17 protein-coding genes and 2 pseudogenes are annotated in these 19141 nt (G+C 69.9%); 13 read left to right on the top strand and 6 right to left on the bottom strand.

The features are described 5' to 3' along the window. Window positions 1-284: 284 nt before the first annotated feature. From OG429_RS38625 to OG429_RS38615, 3 genes and pseudogenes are all read left to right on the top strand, one after another. Entirely contained in the window at window positions 285-695 is a 411-nt protein-coding gene (locus OG429_RS38625) for a RidA family protein (RefSeq protein WP_266673776.1), read from the top strand. A gap of 195 nt (window positions 696-890) precedes the next feature. Continuing rightward, window positions 891-1358, top strand: a pseudogene (locus OG429_RS38620) (NF041680 family putative transposase); the annotation flags it as partial. Window positions 1359-1425: 67 nt separating this feature from the next. After that, on the top strand, window positions 1426-1983 hold the full coding sequence (locus tag OG429_RS38615) for a hypothetical protein (RefSeq protein ID WP_328929923.1): 558 nt from the start codon (window positions 1426-1428) through the stop codon (window positions 1981-1983). Window positions 1984-2237: 254 nt separating this feature from the next. Here the strand turns inward: OG429_RS38615 and OG429_RS38610 are convergent, their stop codons facing one another. Continuing rightward, complete coding sequence (locus OG429_RS38610) at window positions 2238-2774, bottom strand: hypothetical protein (RefSeq protein WP_328929922.1); 537 nt, start codon at window positions 2772-2774, stop codon at window positions 2238-2240. A gap of 523 nt (window positions 2775-3297) precedes the next feature. Between OG429_RS38610 and OG429_RS38605 the strand changes: the two genes are divergently transcribed. Beyond that, the gene (locus OG429_RS38605) at window positions 3298-3648 is read left to right on the top strand and encodes a hypothetical protein (protein ID WP_328929921.1); all 351 of its coding nucleotides are present in this window, start codon (window positions 3298-3300) and stop codon (window positions 3646-3648) included. A 5-nt stretch (window positions 3649-3653) separates the two neighbouring features. Continuing rightward, on the top strand, window positions 3654-4976 hold the full coding sequence (locus tag OG429_RS38600) for a hypothetical protein (protein WP_328929920.1): 1323 nt from the start codon (window positions 3654-3656) through the stop codon (window positions 4974-4976). A 273-nt stretch (window positions 4977-5249) separates the two neighbouring features. Here OG429_RS38600 and OG429_RS38595 read toward each other — a convergent pair whose 3' ends face one another. Beyond that, the gene (locus OG429_RS38595) at window positions 5250-5519 is read right to left on the bottom strand and encodes a hypothetical protein (RefSeq protein WP_328929919.1); all 270 of its coding nucleotides are present in this window, start codon (window positions 5517-5519) and stop codon (window positions 5250-5252) included. A 429-nt stretch (window positions 5520-5948) separates the two neighbouring features. On the opposite strand from OG429_RS38595, the gene OG429_RS38590 reads away from it, so the two are divergent. After that, entirely contained in the window at window positions 5949-7424 is a 1476-nt protein-coding gene (locus OG429_RS38590; protein WP_405676460.1) for a M1 family metallopeptidase, read from the top strand. A gap of 16 nt (window positions 7425-7440) precedes the next feature. On the opposite strand, the gene OG429_RS38585 is transcribed toward OG429_RS38590, so the two are convergent. Then, on the bottom strand, window positions 7441-8136 hold the full coding sequence (locus OG429_RS38585; protein WP_328929917.1) for an N-acetylmuramoyl-L-alanine amidase: 696 nt from the start codon (window positions 8134-8136) through the stop codon (window positions 7441-7443). Window positions 8137-8742: 606 nt separating this feature from the next. On the opposite strand from OG429_RS38585, the gene OG429_RS38580 reads away from it, so the two are divergent. Beyond that, complete coding sequence (locus OG429_RS38580; RefSeq protein WP_328929916.1) at window positions 8743-9294, top strand: hypothetical protein; 552 nt, start codon at window positions 8743-8745, stop codon at window positions 9292-9294. Between the two features lie 32 nt (window positions 9295-9326). Here the strand turns inward: OG429_RS38580 and dhaK are convergent, their stop codons facing one another. Beyond that, the gene (gene dhaK / locus OG429_RS38575) at window positions 9327-10331 is read right to left on the bottom strand and encodes a dihydroxyacetone kinase subunit DhaK (protein ID WP_328929915.1); all 1005 of its coding nucleotides are present in this window, start codon (window positions 10329-10331) and stop codon (window positions 9327-9329) included. Window positions 10332-10634: 303 nt separating this feature from the next. Between dhaK and OG429_RS38570 the strand changes: the two genes are divergently transcribed. From OG429_RS38570 to OG429_RS38560, 3 genes are all read left to right on the top strand, one after another. Continuing rightward, the gene (locus OG429_RS38570; RefSeq protein ID WP_328929914.1) at window positions 10635-11483 is read left to right on the top strand and encodes an MIP/aquaporin family protein; all 849 of its coding nucleotides are present in this window, start codon (window positions 10635-10637) and stop codon (window positions 11481-11483) included. 83 nt (window positions 11484-11566) lie between these two features. Next, window positions 11567-13084, top strand: coding sequence for a glycerol kinase GlpK (gene glpK / locus OG429_RS38565; protein ID WP_328929913.1), 1518 nt, complete (start codon window positions 11567-11569; stop codon window positions 13082-13084). A 39-nt stretch (window positions 13085-13123) separates the two neighbouring features. After that, entirely contained in the window at window positions 13124-14836 is a 1713-nt protein-coding gene (locus tag OG429_RS38560) for a glycerol-3-phosphate dehydrogenase/oxidase (protein ID WP_328929912.1), read from the top strand. Between the two features lie 316 nt (window positions 14837-15152). Here OG429_RS38560 and OG429_RS38555 read toward each other — a convergent pair. Beyond that, a pseudogene (locus OG429_RS38555) lies at window positions 15153-15675 on the bottom strand (SixA phosphatase family protein); the annotation flags it as partial. Continuing rightward, window positions 15672-16502: a hypothetical protein gene (locus tag OG429_RS38550; protein WP_328929911.1), complete on the bottom strand. Its 831-nt coding sequence runs from the start codon at window positions 16500-16502 to the stop codon at window positions 15672-15674. The gene OG429_RS38550 and the pseudogene OG429_RS38555, both read right to left, overlap by 4 nt. A gap of 852 nt (window positions 16503-17354) precedes the next feature. Between OG429_RS38550 and OG429_RS38545 the strand changes: the two genes are divergently transcribed. The 3 genes from OG429_RS38545 to OG429_RS38535 all read left to right on the top strand — a co-directional run bounded on the left by OG429_RS38545 (window position 17355) and on the right by OG429_RS38535 (window position 19122). Continuing rightward, complete coding sequence (locus OG429_RS38545) at window positions 17355-17561, top strand: hypothetical protein (RefSeq protein WP_328929910.1); 207 nt, start codon at window positions 17355-17357, stop codon at window positions 17559-17561. A 24-nt stretch (window positions 17562-17585) separates the two neighbouring features. Further along, entirely contained in the window at window positions 17586-17735 is a 150-nt protein-coding gene (locus OG429_RS38540; RefSeq protein WP_328929909.1) for a hypothetical protein, read from the top strand. Between the two features lie 589 nt (window positions 17736-18324). Beyond that, window positions 18325-19122, top strand: coding sequence for a polysaccharide deacetylase family protein (locus OG429_RS38535; protein WP_328929908.1), 798 nt, complete (start codon window positions 18325-18327; stop codon window positions 19120-19122). The last annotated feature ends 19 nt before the right edge of the window (window positions 19123-19141 follow it).

Here is a 19141-nt window from a genome sequence, read left to right as displayed (position 1 = left end):
CTCGCGGCCGCACCCGGCATCACGCGGCCTGGTCCAAGCCGACGACGTTCAGATCCCCTTCGCGCAGCAGGGTGAAGTCGACGTCGAGCTTCGGGTCGTACGCGTCGGGTTCGATGCCGAGTTCGTGCGCGCTGTACTCGCCGAACCGTTTGATGCGCTCGGTCAGGTACGGCGAGATGTGGGCCAGGTCCTCAGCTTGTTCTTTAACCTCACGTCACTGCGGAATGCTTGCCGGTGGAGAAAATGCGGTGCGTGCTGGCACCACGCTGGTCAGACTCGCTGACATGACTGAGAAGATCACCCGCATCAACCCCGAGCAGCTGCATGAGACACCCGGCTACCACCACATCACCGTGGTGGAGGCAGGCCGTACCGCCTATCTGGCGGGGCAGTGCCCGCTTGATCGGAATGGTGACCTCGTCGGTTCCGGTTCCCTCGAGACGCAGGTCGACCAGGTTGTCGCGAACGCGCTCGCTGCCCTGGCAGCGGTGAGTGCCCAGCCTGAACATGTGGTGCGGTCAGTGATCTACGTGCGGAGCGATGAGAGGGACATTCTCGGAGCCGCATGGCGTCGGCTCACCGAGTCTGCCCTGGGTCCGGCGTTCACCACCGCCAGCACGCTCTTGGGCGTCGCCCAGCTGGGCTTTCCGGGACAGCTCGTCGAGGTGGATCTCACCGTGGCGCTGCCTGACTGACTTCGAACGGCGTATCGAACTGGGTAGCCCAGCTGGGCATTCGCGGGCCGCTGGGGCGGCCTTCGTCTGATCACGTGCTCCGACCAAGGTGCACCGATCAAGACGAAGGCCGTGAAGGTGAGTCTGCTGCCTGACGCCGGTCCCGGGGAAGCGTTCGCGCAAGCGTCACGCTTCCGGGAGGACCTATTCGACTGCCCGCTCTGGCTGTGGTCGTCCGCCACCGGCCTGAACTGCGAGGACGTCGACGTGCGCTGGCAGGCATTCCTGAGGCGCTTCGACCTGGAGCACACCTTCCGGCTGATGAAACAGACCCTCGGGTGGACCCGCCCGAAGCTGCGAACCCCCAAGGCCGGCGAGCGCTGGACCTGGCTGATCATCGCCGCCCACACCCAGATCCGCCTTCTGCGCGAGGCCGCCGCCGACTTGCGGCGGCCGTGGGAGAAGCCCGCCGAGCCCGGCCGACTCACCCCGGCCCGAGTCCGCCGGGGGTTTCGGAACCTCCGCCCGCACCTGCACTGCCCGACCCGCGCGCCAAAACCCCCAACCCCCGGACCTGGCAGGCCACTTTGCTCGAAAAACCGGCGGCCCGCCACCCGTTACGACGTGGGTAAAACCGTGAAACGACCAGAGAGCATCACCGAACGAAACCGACTCAAACCATAAAGAACAAGCTCAGACGTTGCAGCGCCTGGGGCGGGAGCTGGATGCCCTTGGGATTCGACGGGCGTCCATGGCCCAGCCTGAGTACCTGATTCCGGCGGAGCGTGATCAGCCGGGCGAGTTCGACGACCATTTTCACGGGAATTTCCACTTCGAGGTGCGGGACAAGCCCATCGCCGCCCCCGTACGGGAGGCGTCGGGCGCCGTCGCGCTGTCGCCGACCGCGGCTGAGGCCCGGGGCGCGTGTGGCCGGTACGCGCAGTACCTGAGCTTCACGGCTCCGAACGAAGTACCCGAGAGCGAGCACTTCATTCCGGGCAAGCTCACGAGTGAGGTCGTCGCGTCCTACAACAACGAGGACAAGAGGCAGGAGTGGAAGGGCCTCATCCGCCAGAGCTACGCCTTCGAGGTCGCGGGAGCCGAGCTCCCGGTCCTGCGGCTGGCGGACGGAAAGTCCCTGGTCACCTGTACGTTCGTACGGACCGACCACTGGGAGGGCAAGGCAGGGCCGAGCAGCTGGTTCAAATACGGAAACACGACTGGCGGTGTCCGCGCTGACTTCGGCGACCTGTTCAGGAACGACGAGGATGGGGTCGAGGGGTTCATCGCTGCCCCAGGTGGGCGGTGAACCGTACGCCGGTCCAGGGGTGTTCGGGGCCGGCGGCGGCGAGGTGGTCGGCGAGCCGTCGGGCGGCGTCCGGTTTCAGGGGCGTGGTGCGGCCGACCGCGCGTAGCCGGCCATCGGCGTCGTACCGTCCCAGAAGGAGCAGCTGCGGACGCCGGAGCGTGCCGGTGATGCCGCCGATGATCGCTTCGGTGGTCTGACGGCGACGGCCTTGAACCTTCTCTTCACCACGGACGTGCCTGCCGATGCCAGGGGGATCATCCGGCAGCTGGCTTGAGGTCGATCACGACCATCTTGTCCATCCGGTAGCTGTCGAGGTCTGGGTGGCTCCATGACTCGCCCGCACGGATCTGGTGGAACCTGAACGTCGCGTTGGTTTCGTTGGCGCTGACGATGCAGCGCACCGGGCTTGGATGGTCCAGCCTGGTGATGAGATCACGGAACTCCAGGGCGAATGTGATCCCGTGAAGGAGCAGGATTCGCTGATCGTCCTGCGAGACCTGCGGGGCGTCGTCGATGATCCGGACGTCGACGGGGACGTGGTCCTCCAGGTGGAAGGAGCTGTCAGCGCACTCCCAGCCGGTGAGATCTCCGAAGAACGAGGGAGCGTCGTTGGCGTTGCCTGCCGAGTTGGCCCAGGTGAGCACCTGTCCTCGGCGGGTGATCCCTTCCGTAAGCCGGTCACGCAGGCCGGGGGCAAGGCCGCCGGGCGGCGTCAGGTCGACCCGGCTGGCAAGCACTCCGAGTATCCCGGCCGCGGCGTCGTTCATCGTCAGCGACAGCATGCGGCTCATGATCGCAGTCAACGGCTGACCACCTTGCCGGACAGGCGGCCCGTGATCTCGCCCACCGCTGCCATGCCCGGTGGCGCCCAATGATGACGGTCGAGCAGGTAGCAACGCCGGCGACGTTCGGTGCAGTCTGAGCCGTGCCGGCTGCCGGGCACAACGTCGCGGACCACGTTTTCGGCGAGAGCGACCATCACGCGCCCGAAAGACGGCGCAGAGCCGACCCAGTCGTACGCACCGGGCCCAATTGCCCATCAGAGGCCCCGAGCAGCCGCTGAGCACAATTGGCCACTGAAGTACTCACTGGCCGACTGTCGCTCTCCGTCACAACGGCGGGGGCCGACACGGCGCGTCGGCCCCGGGTCGGAAACGTCCCGCCGCCGGGCCTCTGGACGTGTGAGGGGTGAGCGGCCGGGGTACGGCTCCCTGCGTCGGGCCGCGGGCCGCGGGCCGCGGGTCCGGCCGGGCCGGGCCGGGCCGGTCAGCCAGTCAGTCAGTCAGTCAGTCAGTCAGTCAGTTGGGGGTGGGTATGGCCGAGAGTGATGTTGTGATCGGTTTTGCGGGGGTGGAGCGGGCGCAGGCCAATGTGCTGGCCGCCGAGCTGCGCGAGCATCTCTTCGACCGCGAGCCCGCGCTGGCGGTGGAACAGGTCAAGGACGACGGGCTAACCCAGGACGCGGGCGTGATCCTGGAAGTAATCCTGGGCTCGACCGCCACCTCCGTGCTGGCGACAGGCCTGGCCATGTGGCTGCGGCGCCGCCATGAGGTCCGCCTGACGATGAAGCGGCGCAATCGCGCCGGCGAGACCGTCGACGTGACGCTGCAGGGCAGGCCGGACGCTCGCCTGGAAGCCGTCATCAAAGACTTCCTCCAGAAGTAGCCCCGATGGCCCTCGTCCCCCGGCGGACCCTGGCGGTCGTGGCGGGAGCCAGCGCATGGCCGTCCATGGACGGCTTCCCCGCCGCTGCCGCCTTCGCCCGGTCCAGCCGGCACATCGTGAAATACCTGACCGGCTCGGATCACTTGGCGCTCCCGACGGAGAACCTCCTCGACCTGTTCGACCTGCCGAACTCACGCGAGCAGTACGCGAGCATTGACGCGTTCTTCTCCCGCCGGCAGAAGGACCTCGGGGCGGAGCACGGCAAGGGGCTGCTCGTCCTCTTCTTCTACCTCGGCCACGGCGCCTTCTTCGGGCCGGCCCGGGACTACTGCCTGCTCGTGCACGACACCCAGGGCCCGCTGGAGGACGAGACGAGCCTGCGCGTCGCCTCGCTGGGACGGCTGATGAAGGCCCGGATGCCGCTCAGCGCCAGGATCCTCGTCCTCGACTGCTGCTTCGCCGCGGAAGCCGCCCGGACCCTCCAGGGCCCCCTCGACGAAGTCGTCACCCGCAAGACCGAGGAACTGCTCACGTACTTCCCAGCCGACCGGGGGGTGGCTTTGCTGTGCGCGGCCAGCGCGCATGCCCCGGCCCGGCTGGAGAACCTGGACACGCGCACCCTGTTCAACCGGGCGCTCGTCGACACCCTCAAGGCCGGCGACCCCGAAGCCCCGGGCCCCCTGACCCTGCGCCGGGTCTGCACGCTCACCGGCCAGCGGCTGGCGGCCGTCCCCGACGCCCCCCGGCCCGAGGTCCACGTGCCGGACCAGGCCAGCGGCGACCTCGCGTCCGTCCCGCTCTTCCCGAACCCGGCCGCCCCGACGGCCGCGGCTCCAGCCGAGCCTGCCGAACGCCCCGCGCCGGTATACCCGGTACCCGCTGACTTCGGGCAGCATCTGCGCGAGGCCCTGGAGGAGCTCGGCCCGGTCCGTAACTTCCACCTCGTCCGCCAGGGCATCTCGCAGCCCGCGGTGGACAAAGCCGTGGCCTTCCACGGCCTGGCTTCCAGCGAGGAGGTCTTGGCGGTCTGGCAGACCCATTGGCGAATCTTCGGCGGGCCCGAGAGCCTCGTCTTCACCCGGGCCGGAATCCTCGCCAAAGACCCGTCGGGCGCCCTGGACCTGGGTTACGACTCCTTCCCGGACTCCCGCTTCTCGGCCGGCCACGACTACTTCCCCGACATCGGCACCCTCATACCCGGCGGCCACTACTACCGTCTGGAGGTGGAGCACCCGGGCGGGAGGTGGCACAGCCGGTGGCTCGACGGCCGGAAGGACGTCAAGAACACCGTCAACCTCCTCAAGCTCATCCAACGCCTGAAGTCCTAACCGGCCCGATGGCGATGACCCGCCTGCGCACGCAACAACGGACGGGAAACCCCACCACACCGACTGGGCCAGTCGGTGGCTGCCGGTGCGCGATCGACCGACGTGCAACCTCGCCCGAAAGCACAGCCAGACAGGAGTCGTCTTCTCCGGGCGCAGCCATGCGCTTCGGCCGGCCGTCGTATCGGCCCACAGTGTGGTCGCGACCGAGGACGAGGAGTTGCGGGCGCATGAGGATGGCGGCTTCGGCTGCAGCTCACCTGCCGGTGGTAGGTATCACGCAGCGAGGGCAGTGGTGCCGAACACCGTGTGAAACGGGTGGGCCCCGCTCGTGGAGACCAGGACCCAGGCGCCGCTGTACGGCTTCACCGAAGGGTGGGTCGCAGCTGGTCCCGTCGGGCGGGTCGCTGCCCGCGTGTGGAGCACCTCGCCGTGGTCCTTCGTCCAGTTGCGCAAGCGGCGCCGGATGCCGTCCGTCTCGGCCCACAAAATGATGGTCACGTCGTCCGAGCCGTGCGTCCCGATGAAGCCGCGCAACCGCTTCACCACCGACGCCTCGGCTTCCCATGTCCTCTCGACCTTCGGTCCCCCCGGGGGTGAAGGTCATCGACACGTGGACCCGGACCGCGCCTCGCGGGGGTGTGCTCAGCACGGTGTCGTCTACCGCCGGTGGGTGGTCTCGAAGATCTCTACAGTCGTGGCTCCGGACTGCACCGTTTAAGTCCGACCTCGCCGGAAATCTAGAGTTCTGGGTCTTTCGCGCAGACCAGACAGCTGATCCGCCATCAGGCATGTGAGTCACATGCTGGGAATGCGACAGAGATCTAGCGGAGGGACGCGGCAGCCCGCGGGCTCCGTTCAGCTTTGCCCCTTTCGGCTGCGCCCGCTTGAGGAGCGCGCCGGTAAAGTCGGCCTTCGTCAGGTCGGCGTCATACGCACGGCGTGGCGGGGTCGGGGGCGCCTGGGGGCTGGGTCATGATCGGCTGCGTGAAGATTTCCGGACGTCTGGCAGCCTTAGCGGTCGCGGGCCTACTCGCCGCACTCCCCGCGTGCTCGGAGTCCGACGGCCGTGGCGGCGGCGTGGCGGGTGCCCGTACCGGCGCGGACACTGCTCGGAGGGGGGCTGCCAGCACGGTGTTCCGGGGCGGGCACGCCGCTGCCGCAGGCGCCGGTGACCCGTACTTCCCGGAGCTCGGCAACGGCGGCTACGACGTCACCCACTACGCCCTGACTCTGGCCTACGACCCGGGCAACGGCCGCCTCGAGGGCACTGCGGAGATCACAGCGAAGGCCACCGAGGACCTCAGCGCCTTCAATCTCGACCTCCTCGGCATGGAGGTGCTGAGCGCCACCGTCGACGGCCGCGAGGCGCGGGTTCGGCGGGACGGGCAGGAGCTGACCCTGCAGCTGCGCGATCACCTCAGGAAGGGCGCCGCCTTCCGCGGCGTCGTGCACTACGCGGGCACGCCGGAGTCGATCACCCATGACCACGGGTGGCGCGAAGGCTGGTTGAGGACGGACAACGGAGCGGTCGCGTTCGGTGAGCCGACGGGCTCTATGTCCTGGTTCCCGGGCAACCATCACCCCTCGGACAAGGCCTCGTACGACATCACCGTCACGGTCCCCAAGGGGGTGCAGGCGATCTCCAACGGGCGGCTGCTTGCCCGGCGAACCAGCGGCGACCGCGCCACCTTCCACTGGCACCAGGCCGAGGCCATGGCCAGCTATGTGGCGACCGTGGCCATCGGCAGCTACGACATCAGGACCTCCCGGACCCGATCGGGCGTCCCGGTCGTATCGGCGATGGACACGACCGCGAGCGTGGACGAGGACGGAGCGGTCCTCGCCCGGTTCCCCGAGATCATGGAATGGGCCGAGGGGAGGTTCGGCCCCTACCCCTTCTCCGCCGCCGGGGTGATCGTCGATCAGGCGGCCGATGTGCCCTACGCCCTGGAGACCCAGACCAGGCCGACCATTCCGGCCGACATCTTCCACACCACCAACGTGGTGCACGAACTGGCCCACCAGTGGTTCGGCAACTCCGTCACCCCGCGGACCTGGCGGGACATGTGGCTCAGCGAGGGCTTCGCGACCTATGCGGAGTGGCTGTGGACCGAGGACCACGGCGGCGCCAGCGCCCAGGAGCACTTCGACCGCAACCATGCCAAGGCTGCGGATGACGACGAGTGGGACTTCCCGCCCGCCGAGCCGCCGAGCGCCTCGGACATCTCCGGCCAGCCGGTGTACGTGCGCGGCGCGATGGTGATCCACAGGATCCGCCAGACCGTGGGCGACGAGGCCTTCCGTACCCTGGTGCGGGGCTGGACCCTGCGCCACCGTCACGGCCACGCCTCCACGGACGACTTCACCGCGTACGCGGAGGCCAAGACCGGCCGGGACCTCGACTCGATCTGGGACTCGTGGCTCTACGGCGACGGCAAGCCCGCGTGATGGGGTCGACGCGGTGTCAGGTCCTGATGCGCCGGTGGGCGGCCTCGACGAGCTTCATGTACTTGCTCCAGTTCCACACGTCCCCGGGGTCCTCGTGAGTGGACTCCGGGATTTCGACGTGGCCCAGGACGTGGTCCCGGTCGACCGGCACGTTGTACTTCGCGCAGATCGTGGCCGTGAGCACGGCGGATGCCTCGTACATCTTGTCGGTGTAAACAGGCTGGTCGATCCAGCCTTCGTGCTCGATACCAATGCTCCGGTGGTTGTACCAGACGTTGTTGGAATGCCAGGCGACGTCGCGCTCGCGCACGCACTGGGCGATCCGCGTGCCGGTTGCGCTGACCACGTAGTGCGCGGACACCCTCTCGGCGGGGTCCTGGAACATGCCGAGCATGATCGGCAAGCGGTCCGTTGTCAGATGAATGACGACGTATTCGATGGGATAGGCCTCGGGACGGTCGGAGGGCGTGTAGTTGGACTCGGAGGCCTCGACCCAGACGGCGGGGGCGTAGTCCAACAGGGCCTCCCGCCGCCGGGTCGCAGACGGCCCGGCGGCGGCGACTGGGGCCTTGCGCACGGGGCTCGGCAGCGCAGCCTTCACCTTCTCCTCGGGCCCCATCAGCCGGGGCAGCCCGACAGCGGCCAGAGCCGTACCCGCCGCGCCCGCAGCACCCCACAACAGCGCTCGACGGCTGAGCGGACTGTCTTCCATGGCCACACCTCATGAGGTCGAGTAGGGACGGGACGACACGCCATGAATCGTGACATCACGATAAATAGGCCGCACATCCCGTAATCTGATCCTTCACCAGTGCCCGCACCCCAGCAAGCCCATCCCCCACCAATCGGCGCACACCCTCACCCCCGACCGGGCCCGTCCCCGCCGGCAGGTGCCACCCCGTTCCTATGCCATACGGTCCTCAACGGCCTTTGAGGGTCTTCTGAGGACCCCGCCCGCAACCCGGCCGTGGGGCACCCGATTCCGCGACAGCCCGAGGTGAGGCCGTTCTCATGGGGCGGGAAGGACGGTCCACGGGGCTCGGACCTGTGAGTTCGCCCCATTTTGCGGCCGTACGTGTGCGGAGTCCAGGACCGCGCGGGACAAGTCGAGCAGGCCGGCACGCCGGGTTCCCGGCCGCTGTCGCCGGGACACCACCGCAGCCAGTCCCACCCCGGGCAATCCGGGCCACCTCGCCGAGGCCATCGAACGCGACCTGGGCGGGCCCAGGACCCGGTTCTTCGCCGCCGCCGATAAATTCATGACCCGCTTCCGCACCGACTTCGACCGCGACGTCCCGCCCACCGATGGCGGCTCCCTGTGATCCTGCGCATCGACGAACGATGGCTCCTGGAAATCCAGGAGCAGCAGATCCCCGAAGAGTCCCATCTGCGTGACTACACCGCGCTCGTGGCCGCCGTCGCCCGCCACCGCGCTGAACTCCCACAAGTCGGCTACCAGATCGATGCGGCCTGGCTCGCCGCCGCCCTCGCGCACACCAAAACCAAGCTACGCCCCATGGAATCCCGCAACGCCCTCTTCGCCGCCGCCACCATCACCGCCTACATGGCAGCGACCGGCCGGTCATGTTCGGCCCAGCCCGGTTCGGTGGCCCGGCTGGCAACGCCGGCCAGGCGCCAGGACGGCAGATCAATGGAAGACCACGTGGTACTGGTCGGCCTTCCGTCGAAGCCCTTCCGCTCGACCGCGCTGGTGCTCACGTCCCCCCGTGGCCGGAGGTCGATCGAGGAGGGATCGAACAATGCCTCCGGGCAGCCTGTTCGGGCGGCGCCGACGGTGATCACGGCGCCGTCGGGCAGGGTGTGGTCCCAGGTGCCGGCCTCGGCCCGCGGAGCGCGTGAGCAGGAGTAGGCCCGGCGGATATGCGCCAGCGCCGACTGGGGTCAGCGGCCCCAGCGCAGCGCTGCCGTCTGCACCGGCGCGTCCCACAGCCGCAGCATTTCCTCGTCGGCCCGGCACAGCGTCACCGAGCACCCCGCCATGTCCAGCGAGGTGACGTAGTTCCCCACGAGGGTCCGGGCCACCGGGACGCCCCGAGCCGCCAGCACCCGGGCCACCTCCGCGTGGAAGCCGTACAGCTCCAGCAGCGGCGTCGCGCCCATCCCGTTCACCAGGGCCAGCACCGGCCCGTCGACAGGGGCCGCGTTCGCCATGTCCTCCAGCACGGAACCCACCGCGACCTCAGCGATCTCCCCCGCCGGCATCATCGGGCGCCGCTCCCGGCCCGGCTCCCCGTGGATCCCGATGCCCAGCTCCAGCTCGCCGTCCGGCAGGTCGAAGGTGGGACCGCCCTTTGCGGGGGTGGTGCAGGCGCTCAGCGCCACGCCGAAGCTGCCCGAGGCCTCGTTGACCTGCCGGGCGAGTGCGGCGACCTGCTCCAGCGGCGCGCCCTCCTCGGCCGCCGCCCCGGCGATCTTCTCGACGAAGAGCGTGGCCCCGGTGCCGCGGCGCCCAGCGGTGTAGAGGCTGTCGGTCACGGCGACGTCGTCGTTGACCAGCACCCGCTCGACCCGGATGCCGTCCTCCTCGGCGAGCTCGGCGGCCATGTCGAAGTTCAGGACGTCCCCGGTGTAATTCTTGACGACGAACAGCACCCCCTGCCCGGAGTCCACGGCCTTGGCCGCCCGCACCATCTGGTCGGGCACGGGGGAAGTGAACACCTCGCCCGGACAGGCGGCGGACAGCATTCCGTGTCCGACGAAGCCGGCGTGCAAGGGCTCGTGTCCGGAGCCGCCACCGGAGACGAGACCGACCCGCCCGCCCTGCCGCGCGTCCCGCCGTACGACGACCCGGGCCTCGGCGTCCACGTCCAGCTCGGGGTGGGCGGCGGCCAGCCCCCGCAGGGCGTCCGCGACCACGGTCTGGGGACTGTTGATCAGCATCTTCATCGTGTGCCTCCCGGTCGGAGCCGACGGGTGAGCGGTCCGGCGCCGTCACGGAGCACCGATCACCGGACGCCGGGCAGGCGCGTCCGCGAGGGCACGCCATACGAACAGTGTGCTGCCATGCCGCGGACATCCGCGAGAACTGGGACGACCGCCTCGGAGAAGGACCGGGAAACCCGAAGCGGGCACCGGCCTCCACGGGACGGACCGCCCTCGCCTTTCCGGTTCGGGCGACCCGTCTTACGCTGAACCGGGGGCTCGGGGCAGTCGAATGCCGGTCTTCGGACCGGCGGGAAGCGGGCACCCATGAAGGAGCGCCTCAAAGCATCAGGGCTGGTCGGCGAACTCTCGGCAGAATTCGCAGGCACCATGATTCTCATCCTCTTCGGCTGTGGTGTCGTGGCCCAGGTGGTAGCCGGCGGAGCCCTGACGGACCCGGCAGGCGGCCTCGGAAACCACGACAGCATCGCCTGGGCCTGGGGTCTCGGCGTGACCCTGGGCGTCTACGTCGCGGCACGGCTGAGCGGCGCCCACCTCAATCCCGCGGTGACCGTCGCCCTGGCCACTTTCAAGGGCTTCCCGTGGAGCAGGGTGGCCCCCTACGCACTGGCCCAGCTCGCCGGAGCCTTCGTTGCCGCCCTGATCGTCCGCTGGAACTACACCGAGGCACTGGCGAAGGCCGACCCCGGCCACACCATCAAGACCCAGGGTGTCTTCTCCACGCTCCCGGCCAACGGAAACCCGAACCTGCCGGTGACCGAGTGGGGCGCACTGCGGGACCAGATCATCGGCACCGCGATCCTGCTCCTGCTGATCTTCGCGGTCACGGACCTGCTGGGCACACCTCCCGGCGCCAACCTGGCCCCGTTCATCGTCGGCCTGATCGTCGTGGCGATCGGCATGGCTTGGGGTACGAACGCCGGGTACGCGATCAACCCGGCCCGTGACCTCGGCCCCCGTCTGGCCAGCTTCCTCACCGGATACGGCACGGCATGGAGAGATCAGTACGGCAACTTCTACTTCTGGGTGCCGATCATCGGCCCGTTCATCGGCGGTGTGCTGGGAGCGGGTATCTACAAGTTGCTCATCGGCCGGTTCCTGCCGACCGCCGAACCGGAGCCTCCCGGACGCGTCCCGGCACCGGACGAGAGCTGACCTGATCCGGGGCGGGCGGACACCGCCCGTCCCGTCCCGGACGACAGCCCCACACACGGCATCCCAAGAGGAGGCGGCACCCCATGGCTGACTTCGTCGGCGCAGTGGACCAGGGGACCACGAGCACCCGTTTCATGATCTTCGACCACTCCGGCAACGAGGTGGCGCGGCACCAGCTGGAGCACTCCCAGATCCTCCCGCGCTCGGGGTGGGTCGAACACGACCCGGTGGAGATCTGGGAACGCACCAACTCGGTGATCCAGAACGCCCTCCGGCACGGAAACCTCGACGCCTCCGACCTGGCGGCCGTCGGCATCACCAACCAGCGCGAGACGACCGTTGTCTGGGACCCCCGCACCGGCCGCCCGTACTACAACGCCATCGTCTGGCAGGACACCCGTACCGACTCCATCGCCGCTGCACTGGAACGCGGCGGCCAGGGCGACGTCATCCGCCGTAAAGCGGGGCTGCCGCCGGCCACCTACTTCTCCGGCGGCAAGATCCAATGGATCCTGGAGAACGTCGACGGCGTGCGCGAGGCCGCCGAGCAGGGCCACGCCCTCTTCGGCAACACCGACTGCTGGGTGCTGTGGAACCTCACCGGCGGACCCGATGGCGGTGTCCACGCCACCGACGTCACCAACGCCAGCCGCACCATGCTCATGGACCTGGAGACCCTCGACTGGGACGACGAACTGCTCGGCTTCTTCGGCGTACCCCGGGCCATGCTGCCCACCATCAACCCGTCCTCCCACCCGGAGGCGTACGGACACACCCGCACCTCCCGGCCGCTGCGCGAGGCCATTCCCATCACCGGTGTCCTCGGCGACCAGCAGGCGGCCACCGTCGGGCAGGTCTGCTACGCGCCCGGCGAGGCGAAGAACACGTACGGAACCGGCAACTTCCTGGTGCTCAACACCGGGACGGAACTGGTCCGCTCGCAGCACGGCCTCCTGACCACCGTGGCGTACCAGTTCGGCGACAACCCCGCGATCTACGCCCTCGAAGGATCCATCGCGGTCACCGGCTCCGCCGTGCAATGGCTGCGCGACCAGCTGAAGATCATCAGCGACGCCGCCGAGAGCGAGCGCCTGGCGAGCACCGTCGAGGACAGCGGCGGCATCTACTTCGTCCCCGCCTTCTCCGGCCTGTTCGCCCCGTACTGGCGCTCCGACGCCCGCGGCGCGATCGTCGGCCTGGCCCGCTATCACGACAACGGCCACCTGGCGCGAGCCACCCTGGAGGCGATCTGCTACCAGACCCGCGACGTGGTGGAAGCCATGGAGCAGGACTCCGGCGTCCACCTCGACGTGCTCAAGGTCGACGGCGGAGTGACGGCCAACGACCTCTGCATGCAGACCCAGGCCGATGTCCTCGGCGTACCGGTCAGCCGTCCGGTAGTCGCCGAGACGACCGCGCTCGGCGCCGCCTACGCGGCCGGGCTCGCCACCGGCTTCTGGCGGGACACGGACGAACTGCGCACCCACTGGCAGGAGTCCAAGCGCTGGAACCCCGAGTGGTCGGAGGAACGGCGCACCGAAGGGTACGAGGGCTGGAAGCGGGCGGTGGAGCGCACGCTCGACTGGGCCAAGGTCGAATAGGTTCCGGCCGCGCGCGCCCGCAGCACTGAGGAGGAGACCATGGTCGATCCGGTGGCCCTCTCGCCCCAAGCCCGCACGCAGGCCCTCGCCGGCATGGGACAGGGCGAGCTCGACGTCCTCGTCGTCGGAGGCGGCGTCGTCGGCAGCGGGGCTGCCCTGGACGCCGCCACCCGGGGCCTGAGCGTCGGTCTCGTCGAAGCCCGCGACTGGGCCTCGGGTACGTCCAGCCGCTCCAGCAAACTCATCCACGGCGGCCTGCGCTACCTGGAGATGCTCGACTTCCGCCTCGTCGCCGAAGCCCTCAAGGAACGGGGCCTCATGCTCCGGTTCCTCGCCCCCCACCTGGTACGTCCGGTGCCATTCCTCTACCCCCTGCAACACCGCGTCACGGAGCGCCCGTACGTCGGCAGCGGCGTGCTGCTGTACGACGCGATGGCCCGGGCCTCCGGCACCTCCGGAGGCCTGCCCCACCACCGCCACCTGAGCAGGCACCGGGCCCTGCGCGAGGCGCCTGCCCTGCGCTCCGACGCCCTGGTGGGCGCCATCCAGTACTGGGACGCCCAGGTCGACGACGCCCGGCACACCCTGTTCCTCGCCCGCACGGCCGCCTCGTACGGGGCGCTGACCGCCAACCGCACCCGCGTCAGCCGCTTCCTGCGACAGGGCGAGCGGGTGGTCGGCGCCGTCGTCACGGACCTGGAGAGCGGCGACGAGACGGAAGTGCGGGCCAAGCAGGTCATCAACGCGACCGGGGTGTGGACGGACGACACCCAGGCCATGGCCGGCACCCGCGGCCAGTTCCACGTCCGCGCCTCCAAGGGCGTCCACCTGCTCGTCCCCCGTGACCGCATCAACTCCCGCACCGGTCTGATCCTGCGCACCGAGAAGAGCGTGCTGTTCGTCATCCCCTGGGGCCGGCACTGGATCATCGGGACCACCGACACGGACTGGACACTCGACAAGGCCCACCCCGCCCTCAGCTCCAAGGACGTCACCTACCTGCTGGAACACGTCAACAGCGTCCTGGCCACCCCCCTGGTCCCCGAGGACGTCGAGGGCGTCTACGCCGGCCTGCGCCCCCTGCTGTCGGGCGAGGCGGCGGAGACCAGCAAGCTGTCCCGGGAGCACCTCGTCGCCCATCCTGTGCCCGGACTCGTCGTGGTGGCGGGCGGCAAGTACACCACGTACCGGGTGATGGCCAAGGACGCGGTCGACGAGGCCGCCCGCGCCCTGGACGAGAAGGTCCCCGACTGCGTCACGCACCGCGTTCCGCTGCTGGGCGCCGACGGCTACCCGGCGCTGTGGAACTCGCGGCACCGGCTTGCCGAGGGCTCCGGGCTCCATGTCGCCCGCATCGAGCACCTCCTGAACCGCTACGGCTCCCTGGCGCCCGAGCTGCTCGCCCTGGTGGCGGCCGACCCCGCGCTCGGCGAGGCACTGCCGAGCTCCGACGACTACCTGAGGGTCGAGGCCGTGTACGCGGTGACCCACGAGGGAGCCCGCCACCTGGAGGACGTCCTCGCCCGGCGCACCCGGATCTCCATCGAGTCCTGGGACCGCGGGGTGGACGCGGCGCCGACCGTGGCCCAGCTGATGGCGCCCCACCTGGGATGGGACCGGGCGCACCAGGACCGCGAGGTCGACCACTACCTCAAGCGCGTGGCCGCCGAGCGCGAGGCCCAGCAGCAGCCGGACGACCGGACCGCCGACGCGGTGCGGCTCGGCGCGCCCGACATCATCCCGGTGAACTGAACGGCCGCACGCGGGTGCCCCTATCTCTGGGACCATCAGTGGCGAACACGCGGCCGAGCTGGAAGAGCTCGGGATCGTGGGACACCGCCGACGCCGGCTTCAAAACCGACATCGTCGCCGCCCGCGCGTATCACGAGCTGCACGGGACCCTGGCCGTACCGCGGGGGCAGCCGTCCTCGACCTCGCCCTCGGGCAATGGCTCACGAACGTCCGCCGCCCCGGCGGGCTGGGCGAGGACCCGGGCCGCGCCCGCCGCCGGGCCGCCGAGCTCGCCGCGATCGACCCGCCTGGAACCCCCGCGAGCACGCCCAGTCGGCTTCGCGCCGCGGGGCACGACCATGTCGGTCAGCCGGGCAGCACCTGCTTCGAGGGACGCCCAGTGCCCTGACACGTGCAGCACCGCGATTGCGGACGTCGGGAACTTCGTACGGGTCTGCTCCAGCACGTAGCCGTCCGCCTCACAGGCAAGCATCAGAACCAGCTCCTGCACGCCGGAGTTGTGCCCGATCAGCATCAGCGTCCGCACCTGCGCGGGGATCTCCCGTACGACCCCGAGCAACTCCCCGGCGCTCGCCCCGTAGAGGCGTGCCTCGTAGATGACCGGCGCGGGGCGGCCCCGAGCTCGGCCGCGACGAGGTCCCATGTCTCGCGCGTGCGGCGGGTGGAGGAACACACGACCAAGTCGGGAACGCAGTCGGCCTCGCGCAGCCAGCGGCCGACCGCAGGGGCGTGTCCCGGCGTCCGCGCGGGGCGAGTGGCCGCTCGGAGTCGGGCACGTCCGGCCAGGCGGACTTGGCGTGCCGCAGGACGACCAGGCGCCGGGAGTCGCGTGAAGTCATGGCGTCGCCCGGTGCTGGCGGCCGACCTCACGCACGAGGTCCAGCCCGAGGACGCGGTCGAGAAAGGCGAACGTCTCGAATTTGGCTCCGGCCGGCACGTCGGCGCGCCCCGCCACGCCGACCAGCATGTCCAGGACGGCGTGAACGCCGAGATCATCGGCGAGTGCGGCATGCGCCTGCCGCAGGACGTCGGCAGGGATCGGCCTGGACGGCTCCTGCGCCCACTCGGCCACCTGTTGCCGCCAGTGCCCCAGCGTCCGCCGGGCCTCGGCGAGCGCGGAGCTGGTCACCGTGACCGGCGTGCGGTAGGCGTGGCCGAGCAGCAGCATCCGCACAGCCAGCGGATCGGTCCCCTCCGGGGCGAAAGCCTCCAAGAGACCGGAGGCGAGGAGACCTCCACGGACGGGGACGCCCTCGTCCGGGGGTGCTGGGCTGAGCCGGCCCACGTAGATCCAGACCCCGTCGGCGGTGTCCTGTCTGGGGGTGCCGTGAGCGAGCACGTGCACATCGGCAGCGTCGCAAAGCGAGTCGGTCAGATCGTGAACACCGACGGTGGCGGGCGGGTGGATACCGAGATCGGACATGGCGCGATCGAGCGCCTGGGCTTGCTCATGCGGCAGGTCTGGCGTGGTGAGGACCGTCTGGGACGCCAGACCGTGCAGCTCCGCGGTACGTGCCAGGACGTCGCCGAGCAGGGGCGCCCGCAGGTGCACCGTGCCGATCCGGGTGTCGGTGACCGGCAGGTGGACGCAGATGCGCAACAGGTGACGGTGTGCGGAAGGAATTTCCACGAGGCGGCCGGTGCCTGTGTCAGCGATACGCAGCATGATGCGGAGGCTAGTCGCGCAAACCCCCGGAACTGGGGAGGACCTGACCACGACGCCAATGTTGTGGCATACCCCGCGTCACGCGGTCACGTGGCTCCTCCGCGAGCAACGTGGGCTACAAGCCCCATCCCGGACCTCGGCCACCACGAGAAGAGCCTCGGCGAACCCTCCCGCCGGGGCCCCTCTACTCGTGCGCCCCTGACGGGCCGGGCCGGGCGCCGGGTGGGTGACCGACCAGTCCGTGGCGGGCCAGGAGCCGACGTCCAGGGCATGCACGCTGGTGAATGGGACGGCTGCTTCGGCGAGGCGCAGGCGTGCGGCCACTGCGTGGTCAGCCCTGAATCCCATCCGCCGGCTTCGGGGTCGAGGCGGTGGGCGTCCAACAGGGACGCGGGCGCGGTGATCGGCAGCAGTGTCGTACCGGCATCCTCTCCCCTGCCACCGACAGTGCCCCAAGCGCAGCGGACGGAGCGCGCTGCCGCTTGGGCCGAGTCAACGTGTCAGAGCCGTCCATCCGCGCACACGGCGCTGCAAGCAAGCGTTCCTTCTGTGGGCGGCAAACGGGCATCGCCCGGGAAGTACTCCGCTACCTCACCACCACGGTCACCACCCCGGAGATCGCAGACCTGCGACCCGCTCGCCAGACCAAGAACATCACCCTCGCTGCCGGCCTGTCGACGGCGCTCGTGGGCGATACAGCCAGCGCACCCGTGACCGCGCGAAGCAGGGTTCACTCTTTCGACATACGCATATACGTTTCCTCTTGACCTGAACGAGTTACCGGGTGGATCACCGGGCGGGATGTGGAAGCCCAAGGCTGTCCCGAACATCGAGTGCCCGGAGAACGCCAGCATGAAATCCATCCACCCCCTCGCCCTGGCCGCCACGGCCGCCATCGTGCTCCTCGCCAGCGGCGTGACCGCCGCCAATGCACTGGGCTCCAGGAACGATCCGCCCAAGCCCGCTTTCCCCGCCAGCACCGGTGCCGCGGCGGCAATGGGCCCCCACCCCCAGTCCCAGGGCCCGACCGTGTCCATCCCCCCGGGAGGTTTCAGCTAAGCCCAGGTGGACTGTCCGTCGGGCGTGCCCACCGGGGGAGGCGGCCGCACCAGCAGCTCACTCACCTTCATCACCGACTCGGCCCCGACCGACCGGGGCTGGGTGATCGGTGTGAAGAACACCGGCACCGCCACAGCAACCGCGACGCCGTTGGTCGTCTGCACCCTTCCCTAGATGCCCGCGCGATGCAGCGAGCGGCCCGCCGCCCCCTCCACCGGAGGGCGCGGCGGGCCGCCGGTTGCACCGGCACTGATCCCCTTCGCCTGCATCTGGCCCGGCTCCGGCTCCCGCTCCGGGGACTACCCGATCGCAGTCACCCCGCCGCTTTCTACTGCGCGAGGGCATGTGGACGGTCGTGGTGGGCGCGATCGCGGACCGCAGTGAAACCGAGGGACCACGAGCAGCCCGTCGACAGCGGTGGCAGGGCCGGTGGTCCAGTACTTCGCGGTGTCCATTGCAGGTGAGGGCAGCGACAAGAGCCGGTTCACCATGCTGGGTGCTCCGGCGGAGGTCGATGCCCCGGACAGCACGGGCAGGTCCCGGCGGCGGGCCAGCGTGGGCACCTGGCCCACCCACCCTCCTGATACTCCCCCGCCCGGTCGGCCGCAATGGCACGCAGCCGTTGCGCCCACTGCCGGAGTGACCACCATCACAGCCCGAACAGCGAAAAGGGGCCTTTCGGCTGAGAGGGACAAACCGTCGGCCGCCTAGCCTGGACGAGCAACGAGAGTCCGAAGCGCGAGGGCAAGGGAAGAACGCATCCATGAGCACCACCACCTCCGGAGGCCGCCGCCGGGCGCGCTTCAGCGTGACGGCGGCCGTACTGGGCCTGCTGGCCTCAGCCGGCGCACCAGCGCTCGCCGCGACCGGCGGCAACGGAGGCCAGTCCGCCGCTTCGCGCTCCGGGTCCGCACAGGCGCGGCCGCAGGCGCCGGAGGCGGCGATCGCGCAGGTGCCGGCCGGGATATCCCGCCTCGCTCAGGGAGCGGGCCACGACATCGCCATCACGATCGACGACGGCCCCGACCCCCGCTGGACCCCGCAGGTGCTGGAGGTGCTGCGGCGCAACAAGGTCAAGGCCACCTTCTGCATGATCGGCACCAAGGCCCAGGCTCACCCGGAGCTGGTCCGCCAGGTCGCCGCCGCCGGACACCGGCTGTGCGACCACTCCGTGGACCACGACGTCACGATGGATCACAAACCCGTCGCCTACCAGAGCCGGCAGATCCTCGCGGCCAAGGAGATGATCGAGAAAGCGGCCCCTGGCGTTCCCGTCGACTACTACCGGGCGCCGGGCGGTGCCTTCACCCCCGCGAGCCGTGAGATCGCGGCCGCGAGCGGGATGCGGCCCCTCGGCTGGAGCGTCGACCCCAAAGACTGGAGCAGGCCCGGCCTGCCCTCCATCCTCTCCGCCGTCGAGAAGGAGTTGCCCGCCCAGCCGACCGTGCTGTTCCACGACGGAGGCGGCGACCGTTCACAGACCGTCGCCGCGCTGACCCGCTACCTGCCCTGGCTCTCAGCCCAGGGCTACACCTTCACCTTCCCGGCCCGTACCCCGTAACCCCCTCAAGCTGGCCTGC

It is taken from the genome of Streptomyces sp. NBC_00190, assembly GCF_036203305.1.
GTDB lineage: Bacteria > Actinomycetota > Actinomycetes > Streptomycetales > Streptomycetaceae > Streptomyces.
Note: the sequence above shows the minus strand (reverse complement) of the source record. Positions and strands in the feature narration are given on the sequence as shown.